This is a genomic window from Pseudoalteromonas sp., from assembly GCF_036960685.1.
GTDB lineage: Bacteria > Pseudomonadota > Gammaproteobacteria > Enterobacterales > Alteromonadaceae > Pseudoalteromonas.
Window position 1 is genome coordinate 110,374 of sequence record NZ_JBALXK010000002.1, and the last position, 22,457, is coordinate 132,830.

Below are 22,457 nucleotides of genomic sequence, written 5' to 3' on the forward strand. Positions count from 1 at the left end.
GATAAAATAACCATATGAATATTAAGGAATTAAAACAAAATACTGAAATCGACTACGCGATATATCACGACCTTTTATTGATTGCTAGTTTACGCATTTTTGAACGCAATGTACTCTCTGGCATTCCTAGCTTAACCGCTGCTCCTTGGCTGCCTGAAATTTGCCAATTGGAAAGCTCTAACACCGCCAAAATATGTAACCGTTGTACGGCATCTAAATTCAAATCCGTATTATTACTCAAGACTGCCCCCTTATTTAGGGCTTGACTCAACTGCAATACAGACTGCTGAGATAAAATCGCTTCACGCTCTAACACATTCTGTAATTCGCGAATATTGCCCGGCCAGTCATAGGCTTGTAACTGTGTAATGGCTTTTTTGCTCAGTCCTTTTAGCTGCTTACCGAGGCGTTTATTTAGCTGTGCAATTAAGTTACTGCATAATAAAGGGATATCTTCTTTACGTTGTTTTAGCGAGGGAACTGTTATTGGAAAAACATTTAACCGATAATATAAGTCTATTCTAAAGCGACCTGATTGCACCATCTCCCACAAGTCACGATTAGTGGCTGCAATCACCCGAATATTAACTTTACGAGTCACGCTACTGCCTACTCGTTCAAATTCATGTTCTTGCAGTACCCGCAGTAACTTACTTTGTGACTCAAGTGGCAGTTCGCCAATTTCATCTAAAAACAGCGTGCCATTATCGGCTAACTCAAATCGTCCTTTACGATGCTCATTAGCCCCCGTGAACGCGCCTTTCTCATGGCCAAATAACTCCGACTCCAATAAACTAGCGGTAAAGGCGGCGCAATTTACCTTAATAAACGAGTGTTTACTTCGTGCGCTTAAACGGTGTAAGTTGCGAGCGACAAGCTCTTTACCCGTTCCATTCTCACCTAATATCAATACAGTGCTATCGGTCGGGCTAACCAATTTAATTTGCTCTAGCATGGTTTGAAAAATATGACTTTTGCCTACTAAACCAGACTCTTGCCAATCTTCATTAAGTTCAGCAATAAGGTAGTTATTTTGCTCTTGCAACTGATCACTTAGATGCTTTACTCGTGCTAAAGCATCTCGCAAAGCCTGCTCTGTTTGCTGCTGCTTTGACACGTCGCGAAATATCGCGACAGCACCAATCAATTGCTGATCTTTGTATACTGGAGTTGATGTGTATTCCACCGCAAAGCGACTTCCATCTTTACGCCAAAATACTTCGCCTTTAACTTCACGATGTTTGCCATCAAACATAGTGCAATATATTTGGCATTCGTCTGCTGGGTATGGGCGACCATCCGCATGACTATGATGGTGGTATTGATGAATTTTTTTACCCAGTAACTCATCTGCACGCCAGCCAGTCATCCGCTCTGCCGCCGGGTTTACAAACACTGCATTACCGCTTAAATCAAAGCCATAAATGCCCTCACCCACAGCGTTTAACAATAGACTTGGATCATTTAAAAATTGTTTTATCATTACATCACACCAGATTCGCGAAATATCACGAACATTATGCCTTGATATTGAGCCGCTGTGAAACGCTGAATTTACTATCTAGGGCTCGCATTGGTATATACATCTTTACTTACAATATAAGTGGTTACATAAATAGCTTTTAACTATTAAGATAAGCAAAAACAATGTAGGGAACACATGTCTTTAATCATTAACAATCTTGTGAAACGCCACCAACACGTTGTGGCCGTGAATAAACTCTCTTTTGAGGTGCAAGCGGGAGAAGTTTTTGCTCTGCTTGGCCCCAATGGTGCAGGTAAATCATCGTTAGTCAAAATGCTAGTTGGCTTTTCCAGCCCAAACAGTGGCTCCATTGAACTGACTGATGATGGACACACATATACGTCAATCCCAGCTCACTTACTTGGATATTTACCAGAGGATCGTGGCCTCTATCCAGAAAAAACACTAAAACAAAATCTACAATTTTTTGCTGCATTACACGGTGTAAAAGATAGCGAATTTACGCAGCGGTGCGCCTATTGGTTAGGTAAGTTTAATTTAACTGAGCGCTTGAACGATCCTTTAAAATCACTATCAAAAGGGAATCAGCAGAAAATCCAATTGATCACGGCTATTTTACATAAACCAAAGTGGGTAATTTTAGATGAGCCTTTTTCTGGCCTAGATCCAATTAACCAAGAGTTAGTTGTTGAGTTTTTAGCACAATTAAAACAACAAGGTATGACCGTTATTTTAAGCGCTCATCAGATGGCCATGGTAGAAAAACTCGCTGATCGGGTATTGCTGTTAAACCAAGGTGAAAGTGTACTATATGGCAAACTTAGTGATGTCCTGAAAAACGCACAAAATAACGTTATTCACATCACTTTTAAAAATGTCATTACACCGCAGTCCATTTGCCAGTTGAGTGAAACGTATTGTATAGAGCACATGCACGCTCATCAATTAGCCATCACTGTGACAGAGCAGCAATCCCTGAATCAATTGCTATCTCAGTTACTAACGATTGGTGAAGTGTGTGAGTTTAAAAATCATACCCAGTCTTTGCATGCAATTTATTTACAAGCAGTTGCAGAGCATAACGCGAAACAAGTGCAAGGAATTACACAATGAGCAGACCATCATTAACTCAACAACAGTTATGGACTGTGGCTAAATGGGAGTTTTTACACTTTTTTAAACTTAAACAAGAGATCATTTCAAAGTTGATCATGCTCGCCATTGCAGGGGTTATTTATCTTTTTGCCACTACGAGTAGTCAACTCGAAACAAGCTATCATTTAGCAAGTAATCAGCCAATTAGCGTAAAGACAGAGCCTTCTACAACTCAATTTAAATTTACTAAACACGATGACTTGACCGCCATCATTGCAAATTTAACCCAAGACTCTGAGTTCGATGGCGTGCTTAAGTTTGACCAAGCGAGTAACGCGTATACTTTAATTACCGCTACGAAATCAGCATGGCAAACGTCATTGCAATCACTACTCACAGCCCAGTTGCAACAGGCTCAATTTGATAGTTTAGGCTTAAGTGAACAGCAACAGCTAGAGTTAACACAAGGTATTGCAATTGAACATAAAGTCCTAGATGAACTTTTGAAAAATCAAGCTGATCGTAGTCAAACATACACCGCATTTGGGGTATTGATATTACTCTTTGTCGCAATGTTCGGGGTCTTTGGTCAGCTGTTTGTAAGTATAACTGGCGAAAAACAAAACCGGGTAACCGAACAGTTACTGGCAGCTATGACCCCACAAACATGGATCGATGGCAAATTACTTGGGCAAATTTTGCTCGCCATTAAGACTATGTTTGGTACGCTATTATCGATTGTGTTATCAATGTTGTTTTTTACTGTGGTAATTAAACAACAAGCGCTTAATCTACATTTTGTAAATTGGTCATTACTGCCTTGGTTTTTTGCGTTTGCAATTGCTGGACTTGGCATTTGTGCCGCATTTATGGCCGCAGTTGCAGCTGGAATTGATGACCCTAACCACAGCAGTAAAAGCGCTTTAATGATGCTTCCGCTAGCCCCGATTGCTATTGCTTTTTTTGTTATAGAATCGCCAAATAGTATTTTAACTATTGCACTTAGCTACTTACCTATTACTGCATTTGCCGTAATGCCGGTACGCATGTCGGTAGTTGAACTTTCATTTTGGCAACCGCTGCTATCACTATTACTGAGTATCATTTGCTTTTATTTCTTGCGTATTTTTGCCGCGCGCACCTTTAAAATGGGTATGAATATGTATGCAAAAGAGCCGAGCCTAAAAGTGATGTGGCAAAGTATATTTAATTCTAAAGCCGGATAATTAATCGGCTCAGCTATGTTTTAACAATTTAAACAAGCAGCGAGCCTTTGTCTCGCTGCCTTTTTAATGATTGTGCGTTTTACTATTAATAAAATCAGTGAGTGCAAACAGTACACCTGATATTACAAAGGTAACGTGAATGATCACCTTCCACATTAACTCGTCACTGGTTTGACTCGGTGAACTAATAAATACTTTTAACAGTTCTACCGCAGAAATGGCGACAATAGCGCTGATCAATTTCATTTTTAAGCCCGAAAACCCCACTTTCCCCATCCAGGCAGGACGATCTTCATGATTACCAATATTGAGTTTAGAAACAAAATTCTCATAACCACTAAAAATTATGATCAACAATAAACCAGCGAGGAGAGCGGTATCAACCAAGGTTAAAATCCCTACTAATAACTGCTCATTGGTGGCACTGAATGTATTAACAGCCATGTGATACAAGTATTTAAAAAATTTTAGCAGCAACAGTACGATTGCAACTAGCAACCCTATAAAAAAAGGCGCCAGTAACCAGCGGGCACTAAAAATGAAGTTTTCAACAAATTTTTCTAATTTAGATGCGACCCGTGGCGTCACTTCTGGTGGTTGGCTATGAGACATATTAGTTCCTAAAATGGTTTATTGTCTAAGATACCATTTTATAAAATGCCTGCTCTATTTAAATTACATTATATTTGTCTTTACGATAAAAATATTTCGTTATCTTTTATTGTCATTTCGTTTAAAAATCCACTTACCAACAGCGTATTGCTTGATTGGATCACTCTTGTTTTTAATTATCAAAAACAATTGTCACTACTTTTTTAGGAATGAACGAATGAAAAAAGCATTGCTAACACTTATCGTCGCACCTCTGTTTGCTGTTTATACAACATTTGCAGTTGCAGATGATGCTGTTGACGCTTCAGCCGAAACAATTAAAGAATACACAGAAATGTGTTTAAACTGGGCTAAAGACGACGACATCAGCAATGAAGCGCTTAAGCCATACGTTTTAAAATGCGTTAATGATGAGCTTGAGTCTGAAGGCTACAAAAAAGTCACTGACGTACAAATTTAATTTCAAAATTGCCATTGCGAAATTTTGACATAAAAAAAACCGGACTGTCACAAGGGTGTGCGTTCCGGTTTTTTTGTTATCCGTTGTGCAACTAGCAAATACGCTAAGCGCATTTGCTAGTCTATTTACTCAGCGTCTTTCTTCGCTTTAGTTGCTTTTTTAGGTGCCGCTTTTTTAGCTGTTGCCTTTTTAACGGCTGGTTTCTTTTTCACAGCGGCTTTTTTCTTCGCCTCTTCAACCCACTTTCCTGCATTAAAATGCGCAGTCCAGCCTGTTGCTTTACCGTCAACCTCAGTCATTACATACTGTTCTTTATTCTTACGGCTGTAACGTACCACCGCTAAGTTACCCTCAGGATCTTTGGCTGGGGCATCCGCAAGATAATAAAACTTAGGTGAGATACGATCTCTAAAGCGTTGTAACTCTTCCACTTTCGGAGCACGCGTTTCGCGTGATTTAGGGAAGGTATTCGCTGCTAAGAAAATACCTGCAGCACCATCACGTAGCACAAAGTACGCATCAGATTTCTCACATTCAAGCTCTGGTAATTGTACTGGGTCTTCTTTTGGTGGCGCAGCTTCACCGCTTCGCAGTAGTTTACGAGTATTCTTACATTCATCATTACTACAGCCAAAATATTTACCAAAACGTCCTGACTTAAGTTGCATATCTGATGAACATTTATCACATTCAATGATAGGGCCATCATAACCCTTGATTTTAAATGTGCCCTGCTCGACTACATAACCTTTACAAGCAGGGTTGTTACCACAGACATGTAATTTGCGAGTTTCATCGATAAGGTAAGAATCCATCGCCGTTTCACAAATTGGGCAGCGCTTCATTTGCATTAAGGTTTCGGTTTCAACATCTTCAACATCAGCAGCAACCGCTTCGTCACCTGACACTAAATTCATCGTTGTAGTACAACGCTCTTTAGGTGGTAAGTTATAACCGGTACAGCCTAAGAATACTCCTGTTGAAGCGGTGCGAATACCCATTTTTCTGCCACACGTTGGGCAGTCAATGTCAGTTTCAACCATTTCATTTTTACGCATTCCACCTTCATCTTCTTCGCCACTGGCTAAAGTCAATTGAGTAGAAAAATCAGCGTAAAACTTGTCGAGTACCTGAGTCCAAACGCGCTCACCTTCGGCAATATCATCTAAGCGGCCTTCCATTTTTGCAGTGAAGTCAAAGTTCATCAGATCAGTAAAGTTTTCAACTAATCTATCAGTAACAATTTCACCCATTTTTTCTGCAAAGAAACGTCGGTTTTCAACCCGTACATAGCCACGATCTTGAATTGTTGAGATAATAGAGGCATACGTAGATGGGCGACCAATGCCACGTTTTTCAAGCTCTTTAACTAAACTCGCTTCACTAAAACGCGCTGGCGGCTTGGTAAAATGCTGTTTAGGATCAAGCTCAACAAGGCTTAATATCTCGCCTTCTTTTATTGCTGGCAGAGATTGGTCTTCTTCATTTTTCTTACGAACGGCAGGTTGTACTCGAGTCCAACCATCAAAACGAAGTACACGGCCTTTTGCTTTGAGCTGAAAATCAGCGGCGTTCACCGTTAAGGTAGTTAAATCATATTCCGCAGCAACCATCTGACAGGCAACAAATTGGCGCCAAATCAGCTCATAAAGTTTTTTAGCATCAGGGTCTACGCCATCTAAATGACCAGATAAAACCGTAACACTTGAAGGACGGATAGCTTCATGCGCCTCTTGTGCATTTCCTTTAGAGCTATAATTAATAGGCTCTTTCGGTAAATACTTATCGCCGTATTGCTCGCTTACATAATCACGGCACATAGCCACCGCATCTTTGGACAAATTCGTCGAGTCAGTACGCATATAAGTGATGTAACCGGCTTCATACAGGCGCTGTGCTAGCATCATGGTCTTCTTAACACCATAACCTAAACGAGTACTTGCCGCTTGTTGCATAGTTGAAGTAATAAGTGGCGCACTTGGACGACTCTTACTTGGTTTTTCTTCAACACTGATAACCTTATATTCAGCCTTTTCTAGTGCTGCGTTTGCAGCCATAGCTTGGGCTTCGTTAACAGGTTTAAAGGCTTTATCGCCTTGTTTAACCACTTCTAAACGAAGTTTAGATTCTGTATTTTTAACATCAGCATGAATATCCCAGAATTCCTCAGGGATAAATGCTTTGATCTCGCGCTCTCGCTCCACCAATAAACGTACTGCAACAGACTGTACGCGACCAGCAGATAAACCACGGGCAACTTTAGCCCATAACAATGGCGACACCATAAAACCAACCACACGGTCTAAAAAGCGACGAGTCTGCTGGGCATAGACCATGTCGGTATTTAGCTCTCCAGGCGCTTCAAAGGCAGCCTGAATGGCATTTTTAGTGATCTCGTTAAATACTACGCGCTTATACTTTTCTGGCTCGCCACCAATGATCTCTTGCAAATGCCAAGCAATCGCTTCCCCTTCTCTATCCAAATCCGTTGCGAGATAGATTTGGTCAGCATTTTCAGCAAGCTTTTGTAATTCTTGAACAACTTTTTCTTTACCTGGTAATACTTCGTAATGTGGCTGCCAGCCTTTATCTGGATCAATGCCCATTCGAGCAACTAGGTTAGTATAATCACGCTGTTTTTTATACGCGGCCTTTTCTTCTGGTGCCATTTTACGCACTTCTGCAGGCGTTTTTACAGCAGCCGTTTTGGTTTTGCCTGAACCGGAGGTAGGAAGATCTCGTACATGCCCAATTGAGGACTTGACGATAAAATCGTTTCCTAAATATTTATTAATTGTTTTAGCCTTAGCAGGAGACTCTACAATTACTAGCGATTTGCCCATAGTTGCCTATTTCTAACCAAGTATTTTAATTTGTTTTGCCCATTTACGAGCGCGAATATTTATAGGTATATCTACAAACACCAATTGTTACAAGCTTTTAATACAAACTTTTCTGTTTTTAATGATTAATTAAACAATTATTGCCGTTAATTTAGACAAAACGATGTTTTTCGGTATTTGCAGTGGAATATATAGAATAGCAACAAAAATGCCAACCTTAAGGTTGGCATTTTTTAATTTATATCGATTAAGATGAAATTAGCCCGCATCCCTAATAGCGAGTTGCGCGACCGTTTCTACTTCTCTAGGTGTAATAAAACTTACTGATAAGAAGCCACTTTCACTTTTATTAGGTTCAGCCTCACGACTGATCGAAAGTGGAATTGAGTGTGCTGCTGTTGCCGCACTTTCTAACATTGCAAATCCATCTGTACCGCTGTACTTGCCATTATCAGTACTAATTGAAATAACTGTACCTGATGGAATTGGATTGTTATACCGATCAGAATAATACAGCGCAAAAGATAGTGCCTCGAGTTCGTTACTTCCATCTGCTGATGGGGTTAAATCAATGGTGCCCAAATCACAGTTGCTTGTATCATCTGTAGGATCTAATGCGACAACTAAGTCTGTGGCTGAATTTCCAGCCTCTGCATAAATTGAGCTACAACTTTGGATGTCCAGTGCTAACTGAATAGCATTGGCAGTAAGAATAGTGTTGCCATTTCCATCTAAAATTGGTGCGCCTGTTCCATCAACCTCAAACTCATTTAATGAACTCGCAAATTGACTTTCTAACTCGGTTTTTGCGACGACAAAACGGCTATATACTGTACTTCCCGACATAACAATTACAAACGAATCACGTACGTCAATTAAATCTTTACTACATAAACTTGCAAAAGTTGCATCTGGTGAAGGTGATGTTGCGGCTTCAGTACACAACAGTCCATTATATTTACCATCAGCTAAGGTATGCATTTCATTTAGATCGATATCAAAGCTTTCCTCGAAGTGCCCCCCATTAGTATTTACAGGACTACATGGGTCGTTCGCATCACCATCATTACAAAAACTGCCGTCTTTAATTGTTTGAGCAGTGACAGGGTCATATATGCTAGCCAAACCGTCATAAATACCATTTTCGTTATGATCTACAAACGCTTCAGGCAAGTCATAACCGCTGTAGTACTCATTAGTGTCGAATCGACCGTTACCATTGATATCAATAAATGACTCTTGACCTTTAGCTGTTGCAAGTACAGTGGTTCTACCACCTAAAGGTACACCAAGGGGACTTACTCTATTATTTAAAATCCCAGCGATACAAGGTGCTGCAGCAACTCCCATATACAAATCGCAATTTATCGAGTTAGTTTTTGGGTTTATTGAGCTAATTTCATTACCCCACTTGGCCTCAGTAAATGGTTTAGGATTTTGACTACGCCATTGTGCATTACACTCACCATCAACGGTACGACATTCTAATTGTGGATTAAATGCCTCATCATCTATAGTGCCAACTGCACCACCTTCTGTTGTTAAATAAACGGCGGTGCCATCAGGGACTGGATTATTAAAATGATCAGCTAAATAGACTGAAATATTGTTTATCACACCGATATAGTCTAGTGCTTCAATATTGATGATTTCTGCGCCAGCGGTAAAGCTATTCCCGTCAGGCAAACCTGAACTAATTGACACTAAATCTGACACGGTGATAACTTGCTCGTCTAGACCAACTAACAGCATCTCACCTTGTGGGCATGATACACTTGGATCACGCAATGTCGGATCTTTTTGGCACTCAAGGTAAACATCTTGCCAACATGTAATATCATCGGTTTGATTTTCTGGTATTTGTTCTTCCGGGATAAAGCATGCTTGCACTCGAACAGCTACTGGAACAAAACCCGCGTTAATTTGTACTCGCGCTAAACCTTCAGCATCCGTAAAAACACGGTCATGGGATAGACTAATACCGCCATTTTCTGCACTTAAACGAAAATCTATACGTTTGCTTGGTACTACTTTGCCAATTTTATCTTTTAGTTTAAATGTTATTTCAGACGTTTCTGAGCGTGACTGCCCCCCCGTGCTCTTTAGTGCAATTACAGATTCTGTCGCATCAACAAATTCTATAGATTCTATTGCAGCACTTGAAACCGGGATATTAACTGTTTTTACAACTGGCGCTCCACCAGTTAATACAGTTGCAGTTATCGTATCTCCTTGAGCAGCGCTACAGCCATTAGTACGGTATGTTGCAGTTGCCACACCACTTATACTAGTTGTACTCGTGTCCATCACAGATAACTCATTCTGAACACACCCAGAGGTAAATTCTACATCGAGATTTGAAACAACCAAATTACCTTCTGAATCAAATATTTTAACTGTGATTACAGTCGTAGCACCTGCAGCGAGTGGAATAAACTCATTCGCGATAATGTTTCCATTAGCATCAAGTTTATTATATAAGCCATTCGTGATAGTCACGGTAAGATCTGCCGTCGCAATTTCAAACGCTTTTTTATTATCAGCCGATTTAGCAGTTGCAGTAATTTCTCCGGCTCCACTATTGGCACCTGGTTGCAGTTTTAACAAAGCAAAACCAAAATTATCAGTTAACGCTTTACCAGATTCTGGTAATAAACTGCCTAGATCAGTCGTTGCTTCGCTAATAATACCTGCAAACCCATCACCTGAACTTGTATCTGTTACTTTAACTAAAACATCAATCAATTGTTCTGATGAGAATTGATTTACCTCAATACAACCAGATGTAAGATAAGTTGATTCTAAAGATACTGAGCTTCGGTTAGCATCCCAGCCTTCGTTACAGCCTTGCAAAAGTTTAACATCCACATTTGCAACAGCAGTCGCAATTGATGCGTCATCACCACTGGATATGAAGCCGAGCATCTTCGTTACCGAATCACTATTTTCAGGCTGATAACTAGCTATTACTTGTCCAGCCCCTTTTAACGTGCCACTGCTGAGTGTAACTTTGGCAATACCATTTTCATTAGTCAGTGCAGTACCAAGTTCAGGGGTTATTTTACCTGTAAAGTTCGCTGTGAAACTGATTAACTGTCCAGCAAGTGGAACCCCACTTTCTGTAAGCGTTGCGGTTACCACCCCTTTGTTATTTTTACTGACAGGGTTTGCTTCTGTAAAAGCAGCTCCAGACTGATCCAGTATTTGTAAGTTCAGGGCATAAGTCCCAACGACACTGGTATCTCCACCATCCCCAGCTGACATAAATGCAAAGGTAGCAGAATAAGATTGCTCTCCTCCAGAAAAGGTTGCAGTGACTTGACCTGCCCCTTCAGTGGTGCCAGCAAGGAGTTGAATACGTGCTTGACCATCACTGTCTGTTAGGGCAGAGCCAGAAGTAGGGTTTAGTGAACCGATACTATCGGCTAATGTAAACGTAACCCGCTGATTAGAAACAGCCGCGCCATTTTTCATTACCTGAGATATAAGCTCTAATGGCGCTGCATTTTCTACAGTATTTTTTTGCTCGCCACCGTTCACTGAAAAACCTTGGACAGTTATTGTATATTCAGCAGTTTCATCACCGCCAATTGTTCCACCGTCCTTTTCAAGTGTTCCACCGCCACCACACGCCGTGATTAAAAAACTTAACATTACGACACTGAGCCATCGCATTAAAGGCATTGCCTTCTCCCTAGCGTTTGTTATTAATTATTTAAATATAAAATTTACCCAATATTAACCTATATCAAGCTTTAAAATCACAACTTTTATTACTTTTTTATGGTTTTTTTGAGCAATATTTTTTTTTCATATTTATCAATTTTTTCTGTATAAAAATCTGCATGCTGGTAGGCTATGGCAAATTTATAAAAAATAGATTGTTACTATGTCAAAAATCCGTTCAATGAGTTTAACCACCCGTATCATGATTGGTATGTTTTTGGGTGTTGCTGTAGGTTTTATTTTCCAAGCAATATTAGCTGGCGAAGACGATTATCTAATCCCACTTGGATTATTCTCTTTGCCAATTAAGAGCTTTTTTGTTGATGGTTTATTTCATATTGGTGGACAAATATTTATCGCCAGTTTGAAAATGCTCGTGGTGCCACTTGTATTTGTCTCACTTGTTTGTGGTACCTGTAGTTTAAGTGACCCGAAAAAATTAGGCCGATTAGGCGGAAAATCAATCGGCCTTTACTTAATTACGACTGCGATTGCAATTACAGTCGCCATTACTTTGGCCTTATTAGTGAACCCAGGTGAAGGTATTAATTTACCAACTGATGCCGCCTACAGTGCAAAAGAAGCGCCAACGCTTGCACAAGTTATTATTGATATGTTTCCAACCAATCCAATAGATGCAATGGCCAGCGGTAACATGCTACAGGTGATAGTGTTTGCCTTGTTATTTGGTATCGCCATGGCATTAAGTGGCAGCGCAGGTAAACGAGTAGCTGTCGTTTTTGAAGATTTAAATACCGTTATATTAAAATTAGTGACCCTATTAATGAACGTAGCACCTTACGGGGTGTTTTGTTTAATGGCAAAACTATTTACAACCATTGAAGTAGACTTGATCGTTAGCCTCGCTAAGTACTTTGGTGTGGTGATGGCAGCGCTTGCTATTCATGCGTTTGTTAACTACACCATTTTATTAAAGCTATTAACGGGCTTAAACCCGATTATATTTTTAAAGAAAATGAAGCATGCATGCCTGTTTGGTTTTAGTACTTCAAGCTCAAGTGCAACTATGCCTATCACATTAGAAACCGCCACAAAAAAATTAGGGGCAAAAAACTCAGTCGCTTCATTTACCATACCACTGGGTGCCACAATCAACATGGACGGCACAGCAATTATGCAAGGTGTTGCAACGGTGTTTATAGCGCAAGTGTTCAGTGTTGATTTAACCATTTCCGATTACTTAATGGTAATACTAACCGCTACGCTCGCCTCTGTTGGCACCGCAGGTGTGCCAGGGGTAGGACTTATTATGCTAGCCATGGTACTTAATCAAGTTGGTTTGCCTGTAGAAGGGATTGCAATCATTATCGGTGTTGACAGATTACTTGATATGACCCGTACCGCTGTGAATGTAACAGGTGATTGTATGGTTACCTGTGTGGTCGCTAAATCTGAAGGTCAATTGGATGAGGACGTATTTAACGACCCTGATGCAGCCAAAGATTTAGAGGATTATCATAAATCTACTGACTAACTCTGTTAAATCGCTAGTCAGCAATAAAAAACCCGCATATTAAATTTGCGGGTTTTTTATTATTTAGCCTAAATGCTAGTTATTTAACGGCAGTAACTTTATGGGTTTAAGCCTTTAAAACGCGAAACTAACGATACGCCGGTTTTATTCACTGTGTTACTCAGGCCAATAGCAAATTTATCACTGAGGCTCTTTTTAACTTTGTAGTGTACTTTATATATTTGTCGCTCATCTTGATGACTGAGTAAGGTGTCATCACTGGTTTGAATTTTATCAACTAAACCTTTATCAATTGCTTGAGTTGCAAACCAGTGCTCGCCTGTAGCCACTAAGTCTATATCTAGGCTAGGTCGTTGGCTGCTGACAAACTGTTTGAATAAATCATGGGTTTGCTCAATCTCTTCTTTGAATTTTTCTCGCGCTTTATCAGTATTTTCACCGAATAGCGTTAATGTGCGCTTAAACTCACCAGCGGTGACTTGTTCAAATTCAACATCATTTTTCTTGAGAATTTTATTAAAATTTGGGATTTGCGCAATTACACCAATTGAACCAACAATAGCAAATGGCGCAGCAACTATTTCATCCGCCACACATGCCATCATGTAGCCGCCACTGGCTGCTACTTTGTCTATTGAAACGCTCAGGTGAATCCCTTTATCTTTTAAACGTTGCAGCTGGGATGCAGCTAAACCATAACCATGCACCACACCGCCGCCACTTTCTAATCTAACCAGCACTTTATCTTGCTTAGGATCAGCAATTGATACAATTGCTGTTACTTCTTCACGCAAGCTATCTACTTCATGCGCATCCATGCTGCCATTAAAATCAATAACATATAATCTAGGTTTGCTATCTGCTTCAAGCGCTTTTTTAGCCGCATTTTTTTGGGTTTTATGATGCTCTTTTAAGGCTTTTTTTGATAAGGTACTTTCAATAAAGTTATTTTTTAAATCATCGAGTTGCTCTGATATATCATCAATCTCAATTTCACCTTTTTTACTTTTAGGCTTTACCGCTGCAGCAACACTTATCAAGATGATTGCAGCAATGGCAATCACAAAAGTCGCGGTTTTAGCCAGAAAAAGGCCGTACTCATATAAAAATTCCAATTGTATTCTCCATATAAAAATTTGACCTAATTTACCATTCAAACAAAAAAAAGCCACTTTTCAGTGGCTTTTCATCTTTTTAATACGCTTGAGAATTAGTCAGTGACAATCTCAGTGTTATCAATTGATAACGCAAGGCCTCGGGTTGCAAGGTAACTGGCAATTTGTAATTGCATTTCAGTTGTCGCTGCCGCGCTCGCTTCTACAGTTGAGCCTGCCGCTTCATTTGGTGCAGGTGTGAGCACTGAACTGTGATGCCCTTTGGTAAATTTCACTAGGTAACTCATGCCCTCACCCGTTGGCGCTTGTGATTGGGTTACTGTTGTTAAGCCCATTAAATTAGCTAATGGCAATGAACCCGCAAGTGGGTTATTCACGGTTGTTGGTGGAATCACTTGATCTGGCTTATTACCTTCTCCGTCACCAACCACCACATTCATATAAACAGGTGTCCCAAGTGCTTGAACGGCTGCGGCATAGTTTGTCGGATCCCCGCTATCAAGTGCCGTTTGTGCCGCAAATGAGAATTGCGTCATTACACCCTGAATATTGGCTAACTTGGCGCTCTCACCAGCGACAGTTAAAGAAGTAATGTATTCAGGATAAGCACAACTAACATAGGCTTGTTGATTAGCAATCAAAGCACCACAGTTAGATACGGCATCCGTTTCAAGGAAGGTTGCAAACTCAGCTGATTCAGCAGTGCCTGCGGCTAATAATACTGAGCCTTGTACAAATGGCCCAAAAGATGCCGACTCAAGTAAGAAGCTGGCAATCCCGCCGCCGCCACTCGCTAAAGCCACGGTATTAACTTTAAATAGACCATCAACTTGTTCATCTAACGGATTATTAGCTTGCGAAATAAATGCTGGAGCAACAACTGAACCTAAAGAATGACCAATGAATGACACATCTTGACTATTTAAAGACGTATCATTGGTCAAGTTCAAACCTAAACGAAGGCCAAGTAAATCAGCTGCTGATTGTCTTAAATTATCACGGGCAACTAATAACGATTGCAAATTCATATACGCAAGTACAGAACCCGTTGATGCGTTAAAATCATCAACACCGTCGTTATCCACATCAATACCACGTTCCCCATGCACTGGGTGATCAATCGCTACCGTAGCAAAGCCTTGAATTGCTAAACTCGCAGTTAATGCCAGCATATCTTCTTTTTTAGAGGTTATACCGTGTTGCATAATCACAATTGGCCAACCACCTGCAGGCATTTCAATGGCAGGCAAACCTAGTTGCCCACGCACACCATTGATCACAGGTAAAATTGGCTTAGTCACTTGCACCGGCACATCATTTAAGCTCTGTGTTTTAGGTAGCGAATTGTATTTAGTTAGATGCCTTGTTGTATCTAAACCAAAATCACGTAATTGACCACCACTTAATGCCTGACATGTCGCATCATTAATACTAACCGGTTCAGTTGGGAAATCTTCACCCTCCGCGGCCTTATAACCTAATACTGCCACAGCGTTATCACACATACCTTGCCAGTATGTATCTGCTAAATCAGCAATGTCTTTACCTGTCGGTTGTGATAAATACATAGGTAGCGTCACACTACCTTTTTGGTATTGTACGCCTGTAAATGCTGGTGAAAGGCCTGTAACACCTTGAGAAGCGAACACTTGCGCAACCGTTAACATAGGTTGTTCAGGAATTTGTACCATCGGTGTAGGTAAGGCTGGATTCTGTAAACTTGCCGCTAGCAACTTTTTAATATTTGCAAGTACTGGGCCTACAGACTGAATCGTCATTGCAGCTGAAAAAATAATCTCATCTTTAGTAATTGCCCCACCAGATGTAATGACATTTTCGTAGCTATTGATCACCCCTTGCAAAACAAGCTGAGAATCAGTAATTAACGGTGCTTCTTGTTTTACTAAACCATAGGTCGATGATGGCTCAATAGAACGCCCTGCTGAATCTTTCAAATTAGTTGTTAATACATTTATGTAAGAACTACCGGCTTTAAACGGTTTTAAAGGAATGATCGCAACCGCGTCACCACTGCCCTGAGTAATAAAATCAACACCAAAGGTAAGTTCGCCAAGCAGTTTACAGGCTATACCAGCTGGAACTTGTGAACACTCAGCATCGGTTAAACTTGCCCCCATAACCACTTCAAAAATGCGTACAGCACCCGGTGCAGATGCAGATGCTTGATCTAGACTCAGCTTAGGTTGTGGCGTAGCTGTTGAACTAACATCCACGGGAAAAGTTAAATCAATTTTATAAGGTACTTGGCTTGACCAGCCATCTAGCGCCCCTAATGCCAATGATGGATTCGCATAGGCTGCTCGTGGTACTGAGGTGCCACTGGCATCTAGTTCACCAGGTATGTTAATAGTGCCATCTTTTGTGCCACTCATTAATAGATCATTTGGCACCGAAATCACCCCATTCGCAGGGTCAAATTTCACCGTAGCAGCAGGTATCACCGGTGGTGTATCGTTTTTAACATCTTCTAACGTTTCACCGCCGCCGCAACCAGCTAGAGCAGCTGTAATTGCAAGTGAGAGTAGCATTTTTTTCATGTTGTTTGCTCCGCACGTAATCTTTTTTTTATGTGTGTGTTAAATTTAAATTCTTTTAAGTTATAGCGTAATATTTGGTTAAAATATTGTAATTAGATTATTAATAAGACATTAGACCAGTTAAAGTTAACGTAAAGTTTCAAATTTCGCCACCTTATTTTGCAATAAATTCGATAACTTGGTGTTTTGCTATGTTAAAATCATTGAAATTGATTCTTTTGGACCTTTATTATGCAAACTTATAAAGCGGCTGAAAATGCCCTACAAGACAAAGTTATCCTGATCACAGGTGCGGGTGATGGCATTGGCCGTGTTGCCGCTATAACTTATGCAAAACATGGCGCTACCGTTATTTTACTCGGTAAAACCACCAGCAAACTTGAAGCAGTTTACGATGAAATAGTGGCAGCTGGCGGTCCAAAACCGGCCATCGTACCTATGGATATCAAGGGCGCAAGTAAGCAAAACTTTCGCGATTTAGGCGCTACCATTGAGCAACAGTTTGGCCGCCTTGATGGTTTACTTAATAACGCCGCTATCATTGGTTCATTAGGTCCACTTGAACATTTTTGTTCTTCTACCTTTGATAACATCATGAAAGTGAATGTGACGGCTCAGGCGATGATCACAAAATACATGTTTCCTGTGTTGCGTAAATCACCTTCAGCGTCAATTATCTTTACTTCTTCTGGCGTTGGTCGCCAAGGCCGTGAGTTTTGGGGAGCCTATGCGATTTCCAAATTTGCTGTTGAAGGCATGATGCAAACATGGGCATGTGAAGTCGGTAAAACGAATATTCGCATCAATTGCATTAACCCAGGGGCAACCCATACAGCAATGCGCGCCAGTGTCTATCCAGGCGAGGATCGTGACAAACTAGCGTGCCCTGAAGATTTAATGCCAACTTATTTATACTTAATGAGTGACGATTCTAAAGATGTGAATGGTCAATCATTAGATGCACAAACAAAATAAGCTGACGCTTGAGTAAAATCGCTCTTAAGCAATCTGCCAGTTTGTAAAGTTGACTGGTTGATTGCTATACCTCCCCCCTTTAAATACTTAATTTAGTGCTCAAAGATGGCCTTCCTTTCAGAACATCATTTAACTATCGCCTACACAAAACATCCCCTTGTAATCACCACTCAATTTATTATTGATTAAATCAATATCAGTTATTGAAAACAACAATTTCATAAATAGTGAACTTAGCACTAAAGTAAACCCATACCCAATGAGTTAACCACAACAATTAAGAGACAACATTATGATGCAAACTACAGCAAGCTTTACTCAACAAGACGGATTATTCATCGATGGTCATTTACACACTTTCATTGAACAACAGCTTTGTCAGCAAATTACGCTTGATTGTGATGATGTTTATCAAGCATTAGCAACACTAGTGGATGAGTTTGGCTGTCAATGTCGTAAAAACAAACATTTTGAAAATGACAGTTTAGATGTTCAAACATTACTACATGCATATCAGGTTGAACAAAACCATCCCCATTGTCATGTTGATGCGCAAACTACAACGGCCGTGTTAGATGAGTATTGCTGTCAGGTTCCTGCAATTATTGTAGTTGCTTTAATGGATACTTTAAGTGGAACACTAAGTGATGAACAAGGTGCTAAAGCGATTTACCAACGCGCTGCAACCTTGACTAATAGACCTTGTACATATCGTGCAACGCTTAAAAATGCCAACGCAGCGTAGATCATGAATAGCCTAAACGCTCGATTATCCTTTGCGTGAAATCACTGCAACTGAGGATAGTCGAGTTTTGCTGCTGTTGTAAATCAAACGTCACTTCACCTACATTTAATGTCTGGCTTAAAGCATTTTCAATCGCCTGTGCAGCTTCTTGCCAACCCATAAAACGCAGCATCATTACTGCACTTAATATACTGCTCGTTGGGTTTGCACTATTTTGCCCTGCGATACGTGTAAATGTGCCATGTGTGGGTTCAAAAAATGCCACTTCGTTATTCAAATTAGCCGCAGGCATAATACCAATGCCGCCCACTTGCGCGGTCAACATATCCGCTAGGTAGTCGCCATTTTGATTAGTGGTTACGACCACATCAAATTGCTCAGGAGTCATTAACGCTTGCTGTAACATATTATCGGCAATCACTTCTTTGATAATAAGTGGGGCTTGCCCTTGTCTAGGTATTTCTAACCAGCGTCCATTAGCGTGCGCTTGCGCAGCAAACTCACGTTCAGCCAAAGCAAATCCCCAACGCTTAAATGCACCGTCTGTAAATTTAAGTACATTGCCTTTATGAACTAAGGTGATTGAGCTGCTATTTTGCACCAAAGCATAGTGCAGAGCATAACGTACTAAACGCTCTGAGCCTTCTTTAGAGATATTTTTAATCCCTATACCACATTGCTGATCGAACCGCAGTCGAGTTACTCCCATCTCTTGGCATAAAAAATCCAACATTTTCTCAGCTTCTACACTGCCTGCTTGCCATTCAATGCCTGAGTAGACGTCTTCTGAGCTATCACGAATAACCACAATATTGGTATTTTCAGGGTGTTTTAATGGCGAAGGCAATGCAGAGTAACCCTTGATTGGGCGCATATTGACGAATAAATCCATTTCATGGCGTAAGGCAACATTTAATGAGCGAAAACCACCACCGAGTGGAGTCGTTAGCGGCCCTTTTATTGCTATTTTAAATTGCCGTACAGCGTGGATCGTCTCTTGAGGAAACCAATCGCCATCATATAGCTGCGCCGCTTTTTCACCATTAAACACTTCCATCCAATGAATTTGACGCTGTCCTTGATAACATAAATGCACTGCATGATTAACAACGTTACGCATGCATGGGGAAATATCTTGTCCTACCCCATCACCATCAATATAAGCAATAATGGGCTGTGCAGGTATATGCCAAACACCTGTGTTATCAATACGTATTTGTTCGCCCTGAGGCGGAATTTCAATATGTTGATAACTCATAGGGTTGCCATTTTTTGTTATAGAGTTTTGATACCACAATTAAACCATGGTTAGCCGCTGATGTCGTGGTTTTAGCGCTTATAGTAAGTATTCAACAATTAAATAATACATGTCTCGCGTAACTCGATATTAGCCGTGAAAATCTTCTTTACTGCGTGAGTTGTGAAGTATTTCGTCGATTTCATTAAGTACATTCAACACTAATTCGCTGTCTAGAATTACCCGGTCTGCTTTCAATGCTTTGTCTAACTTGAGTGCATGTTGATACAAGGTATCGCAATCAAACATACCCGCGGTCCCTTTTAACATGTGCACACTTTGTGAAAAGCCGTCAATATCACCTTGCGTGTATTGCTTATTCAATGTCATTCGCTGCGCTTTAAGGCCGTCAATATACACTTGTTTAAGAGCTTCAAATTCATGTTCAGGAAGGTTCACTTCCTCATGCATTTCAATATCTAAATAGCTGGCGATTTTTTGACTAAACTCACTGCGGTCAATCGGTTTGCCGATATGATCAATAAAGCCTTGTTTTAAATAACGGTCTATTTCATGTTTCATGGTGTTAGCCGTTAACGCAACAATCGGTGTCGTTATACCCGTTGCCTGCATAATATGTATCGCTTGTTCACCGTCCATTATCGGCATTTGGATATCTAATAATATTAAATCAAATTGGTGGTCTAAAGTCGCTTGTACTGCATCTTGGCCGTTCTCAACTGCGGTAACTGTTAATCCCATCCGCTCTAAAATACGCTTAATAAGCTCGCGGTTTTCTGGATGATCTTCAGCTATTAGTACTTCACCAACTAAATTGCGTTGGCACTGGCTTGGCAACTCTTTTATTGTGCTCTCGCCTATTTCTTCAAAACTGCTGATCCACCGAACTCGCTCTGGTGTGTACAATGCCATATTGAGACTAAATTCACTGCCACTTCCAACATGAGAATGTACCGTGATATCACCATCTAACTTTTCAGCTAAGCTTTTTGAAATATTTAAGCCAAGTCCAGTGCCACCGTACTTACGAGAAATTGACGAATCGGCCTGATAAAATGGTGTAAACAAATCAGCTTGTTCCGCATCGGTCATACCAATGCCGGTGTCTTTAACTTTGATCACCAACTGCTCTTTGCTACAGCTTACGACTAATTGAATATGCCCTACCGTCGTAAACTTGAGGGCATTAGCCGTTAAGTTTAATAATATCTGCCGCAGCCTGATTGGATCTGAAACTATCCAGTCAGGCAATGGAAATTGATACTCAACTTTAAATTTAAGGCCTTTATCACGTATTTGTTTACCCAGTAATGACTCAATATTGGCTATGGTGGCAAATAAGTCGGTCTCCACTAAATCAATCTCAAGACGGTTAGCTTCGATTTTTGACATATCCAATATGTCATTAATTAAGCCCAATACATGACGACTATTTTGTAGAATGACCCGTATCCCATGATTACGTTCATGGGGTTTAATATCCCCTAAAATAATACCATCTGCGTAACCAATAATTGAGGTCATGGGGGTGCGAATTTCATGGCTCATATTCGCTAAAAAGCGGCTTTTAGCTTCACTGGCATCGCGAAGTTCTTCGGCTAAATGTTGTAACTCTTGGGTGCGCAGTTGAACTTTTTGCTCGAGATTTTTTGTCAGCTCAACATTTTCGTCGTGCAAAATACTGAATTTGTTTGCCACGGCAAAAGCCAATAACATAGCATCGAGGGCAGTTCCTATTAAACCAATCAAGTATAAATCAATTGTAATTTGTGGTAACACGCCTAGATTAGTTAGGTTTCCCACCATGTTAGGGATAGCCATAGCCAGGTAGGCAAAAACAAAGAAACGTGCAGGCTTAAAACCACTCATCCAACTGCGTATGCCTATGTACAGCCCAAGGCATAAAGTAGCACCGGTGACTATGGTTGCCCAAATAAAGCCAAAACCAGGCCATAATACCGCAAATGGGACCCCTGCCGTTGATACTGTAGCCAATACAAAGGATGCATAAGATAATCGCGGAAAGCTTTCTTTGAGTTTAAGGAGGCTATTAAAAAATAGAATATTAGTCAGCGGTATTAAAACAAAACCAACCCAATGCAAATGTGGGCTGTAAAAACCAAAAATTTGATCAGGTATATGAAAAAACTGACTCCAGGCAAACACCCAGCAGGCTGTAAACAACGCATAATAAAGATGCGTAACATCGCGGGCCCCTAAGTAAATTAATAAATTATACAAGCCCAGTGCTATGCCCACTCCAAAACATAACATCATGATCATATTTTCTGCGGTGATCTGTGAGAAGTAATCTGTATAGGGCTTTAAAACAAGTTTTGGCGGGGTATAAAAATAGTCGCTTTCATACTTAGTGATCATAAAATAACGCTTGCCGGGGGTAAGCGTTATTTTATTGCCATAATGAAAAGCAAATTCATTTTTTTCGATACCACCAGTCAAGTAGCGAGCAAAGATCATGGTGGGATCAGTCATATCATAGACACGTGTTTCAATACGCGACACTAGAGTGTTGTAAGGAAACAACACTAATTCATCTAGTTGCGTTTGATTTTCCAGTTCCACAGCCAGCCAATAACTACCACCAAAATACGTGGTTGTGGATTGCGGCCGCTTATTATCAAGCCAGCTTTTTATATGCGAACTGGAGCGCGGAAAACCATCATTGCTGGCGGCGAGTAACGTACCAACTTGGAACAAATTAATGTCTTGTTGTTGCTCCGTATATATAAATACATCGGGGTTGGCTGTTGCGCGCACTTCACAAGTATAAGTTGTTAATAGGCCAATAAAAATGACACTCCACAGACTGTATACTACCTTTGACAACATACATTAGACCTTC

At 40.5% G+C, this 22,457-nt stretch carries 14 protein-coding genes; 6 read left to right on the top strand and 8 right to left on the bottom strand.

The annotated features are described in order from the left end of the window. Positions 1-64 precede the first annotated feature (64 nt). Positions 65-1,483, bottom strand: a complete 1,419-nt coding sequence (locus V7783_RS02655) for a sigma-54 interaction domain-containing protein (RefSeq protein WP_335677416.1) — start codon at positions 1,481-1,483, stop codon at positions 65-67. Positions 1,484-1,660: 177 nt separating this feature from the next. Here V7783_RS02655 and V7783_RS02660 point away from each other — a divergent pair, with 177 nt between their 5' ends. Continuing rightward, a complete protein-coding gene (locus V7783_RS02660; RefSeq protein ID WP_335677417.1) occupies positions 1,661-2,599 on the top strand; it encodes an ABC transporter ATP-binding protein in 939 nt (312 codons plus the stop codon). Further along, a complete protein-coding gene (locus tag V7783_RS02665; protein WP_335677418.1) occupies positions 2,596-3,807 on the top strand; it encodes an ABC transporter permease in 1,212 nt (403 codons plus the stop codon). The genes V7783_RS02660 and V7783_RS02665 overlap by 4 nt, the downstream gene beginning before the upstream one ends. 63 nt (positions 3,808-3,870) lie before the next feature. Here V7783_RS02665 and V7783_RS02670 read toward each other — a convergent pair whose 3' ends face one another. Further along, entirely contained in the window at positions 3,871-4,419 is a 549-nt protein-coding gene (locus V7783_RS02670; RefSeq protein WP_335677419.1) for a TIGR00645 family protein, read from the bottom strand. Positions 4,420-4,636: 217 nt separating this feature from the next. Between V7783_RS02670 and V7783_RS02675 the strand changes: the two genes are divergently transcribed. Continuing rightward, positions 4,637-4,879, top strand: coding sequence for a hypothetical protein (locus V7783_RS02675; RefSeq protein WP_335677420.1), 243 nt, complete (start codon positions 4,637-4,639; stop codon positions 4,877-4,879). A 125-nt stretch (positions 4,880-5,004) separates the two neighbouring features. Here the strand turns inward: V7783_RS02675 and topA are convergent, their stop codons facing one another. Both topA and V7783_RS02685 read right to left on the bottom strand, forming a co-directional pair. Then, positions 5,005-7,722 carry a type I DNA topoisomerase gene (topA, locus tag V7783_RS02680; RefSeq protein ID WP_335677421.1) on the bottom strand — a complete coding sequence of 906 codons (2,718 nt, stop codon included), beginning with the start codon at positions 7,720-7,722 and terminating at the stop codon, positions 5,005-5,007. Positions 7,723-7,980: 258 nt separating this feature from the next. Then, positions 7,981-11,406: a hypothetical protein gene (locus V7783_RS02685; RefSeq protein WP_335677422.1), complete on the bottom strand. Its 3,426-nt coding sequence runs from the start codon at positions 11,404-11,406 to the stop codon at positions 7,981-7,983. Between the two features lie 205 nt (positions 11,407-11,611). Here V7783_RS02685 and V7783_RS02690 point away from each other — a divergent pair, with 205 nt between their 5' ends. Then, positions 11,612-12,943, top strand: coding sequence for a dicarboxylate/amino acid:cation symporter (locus tag V7783_RS02690; RefSeq protein ID WP_335677423.1), 1,332 nt, complete (start codon positions 11,612-11,614; stop codon positions 12,941-12,943). 98 nt (positions 12,944-13,041) lie between these two features. Here the strand turns inward: V7783_RS02690 and sohB are convergent, their stop codons facing one another. After that, positions 13,042-14,058: a protease SohB gene (gene sohB, locus V7783_RS02695; protein ID WP_335677424.1), complete on the bottom strand. Its 1,017-nt coding sequence runs from the start codon at positions 14,056-14,058 to the stop codon at positions 13,042-13,044. A 95-nt stretch (positions 14,059-14,153) separates the two neighbouring features. After that, a complete protein-coding gene (locus V7783_RS02700) occupies positions 14,154-16,616 on the bottom strand; it encodes a VolA/Pla-1 family phospholipase (RefSeq protein WP_335677426.1) in 2,463 nt (820 codons plus the stop codon). 231 nt (positions 16,617-16,847) lie between these two features. Between V7783_RS02700 and V7783_RS02705 the strand changes: the two genes are divergently transcribed. Then, a complete protein-coding gene (locus V7783_RS02705) occupies positions 16,848-17,591 on the top strand; it encodes a YciK family oxidoreductase (protein WP_335677427.1) in 744 nt (247 codons plus the stop codon). 295 nt (positions 17,592-17,886) lie between these two features. After that, positions 17,887-18,336, top strand: coding sequence for a hypothetical protein (locus tag V7783_RS02710; RefSeq protein ID WP_335677584.1), 450 nt, complete (start codon positions 17,887-17,889; stop codon positions 18,334-18,336). Position 18,337: 1 nt separating this feature from the next. On the opposite strand, the gene icd is transcribed toward V7783_RS02710, so the two are convergent. Together icd and V7783_RS02720 are read right to left on the bottom strand one after the other, a co-directional pair. Next, on the bottom strand, positions 18,338-19,594 hold the full coding sequence (icd, locus tag V7783_RS02715) for an NADP-dependent isocitrate dehydrogenase (RefSeq protein WP_335677428.1): 1,257 nt from the start codon (positions 19,592-19,594) through the stop codon (positions 18,338-18,340). A gap of 129 nt (positions 19,595-19,723) precedes the next feature. After that, positions 19,724-22,444: a 7TM diverse intracellular signaling domain-containing protein gene (locus V7783_RS02720; protein ID WP_335677429.1), complete on the bottom strand. Its 2,721-nt coding sequence runs from the start codon at positions 22,442-22,444 to the stop codon at positions 19,724-19,726. Positions 22,445-22,457: the final 13 nt, after the last annotated feature.

Bases quoted from the DNA above. Each gene is read 5' to 3' on its own strand.
- V7783_RS02655 (WP_335677416.1), bottom strand. From the start codon at position 1,483: ATGATAAAACAATTTTTAAATGATCCAAGTCTATTGTTAAACGCTGTG.
- V7783_RS02660 (WP_335677417.1), top strand. From the start codon at position 1,661: ATGTCTTTAATCATTAACAATCTTGTGAAACGCCACCAACACGTTGTG.
- V7783_RS02665 (WP_335677418.1), top strand. From the start codon at position 2,596: ATGAGCAGACCATCATTAACTCAACAACAGTTATGGACTGTGGCTAAA.
- V7783_RS02670 (WP_335677419.1), bottom strand. From the start codon at position 4,419: ATGTCTCATAGCCAACCACCAGAAGTGACGCCACGGGTCGCATCTAAA.
- V7783_RS02675 (WP_335677420.1), top strand. From the start codon at position 4,637: ATGAAAAAAGCATTGCTAACACTTATCGTCGCACCTCTGTTTGCTGTT.
- topA (WP_335677421.1), bottom strand. From the start codon at position 7,722: ATGGGCAAATCGCTAGTAATTGTAGAGTCTCCTGCTAAGGCTAAAACA.
- V7783_RS02685 (WP_335677422.1), bottom strand. From the start codon at position 11,406: ATGCCTTTAATGCGATGGCTCAGTGTCGTAATGTTAAGTTTTTTAATC.
- V7783_RS02690 (WP_335677423.1), top strand. From the start codon at position 11,612: ATGTCAAAAATCCGTTCAATGAGTTTAACCACCCGTATCATGATTGGT.
- V7783_RS02700 (WP_335677426.1), bottom strand. From the start codon at position 16,616: ATGAAAAAAATGCTACTCTCACTTGCAATTACAGCTGCTCTAGCTGGT.
- V7783_RS02705 (WP_335677427.1), top strand. From the start codon at position 16,848: ATGCAAACTTATAAAGCGGCTGAAAATGCCCTACAAGACAAAGTTATC.
- V7783_RS02710 (WP_335677584.1), top strand. From the start codon at position 17,887: ATGCAAACTACAGCAAGCTTTACTCAACAAGACGGATTATTCATCGAT.
- icd (WP_335677428.1), bottom strand. From the start codon at position 19,594: ATGAGTTATCAACATATTGAAATTCCGCCTCAGGGCGAACAAATACGT.
- V7783_RS02720 (WP_335677429.1), bottom strand. From the start codon at position 22,444: ATGTTGTCAAAGGTAGTATACAGTCTGTGGAGTGTCATTTTTATTGGC.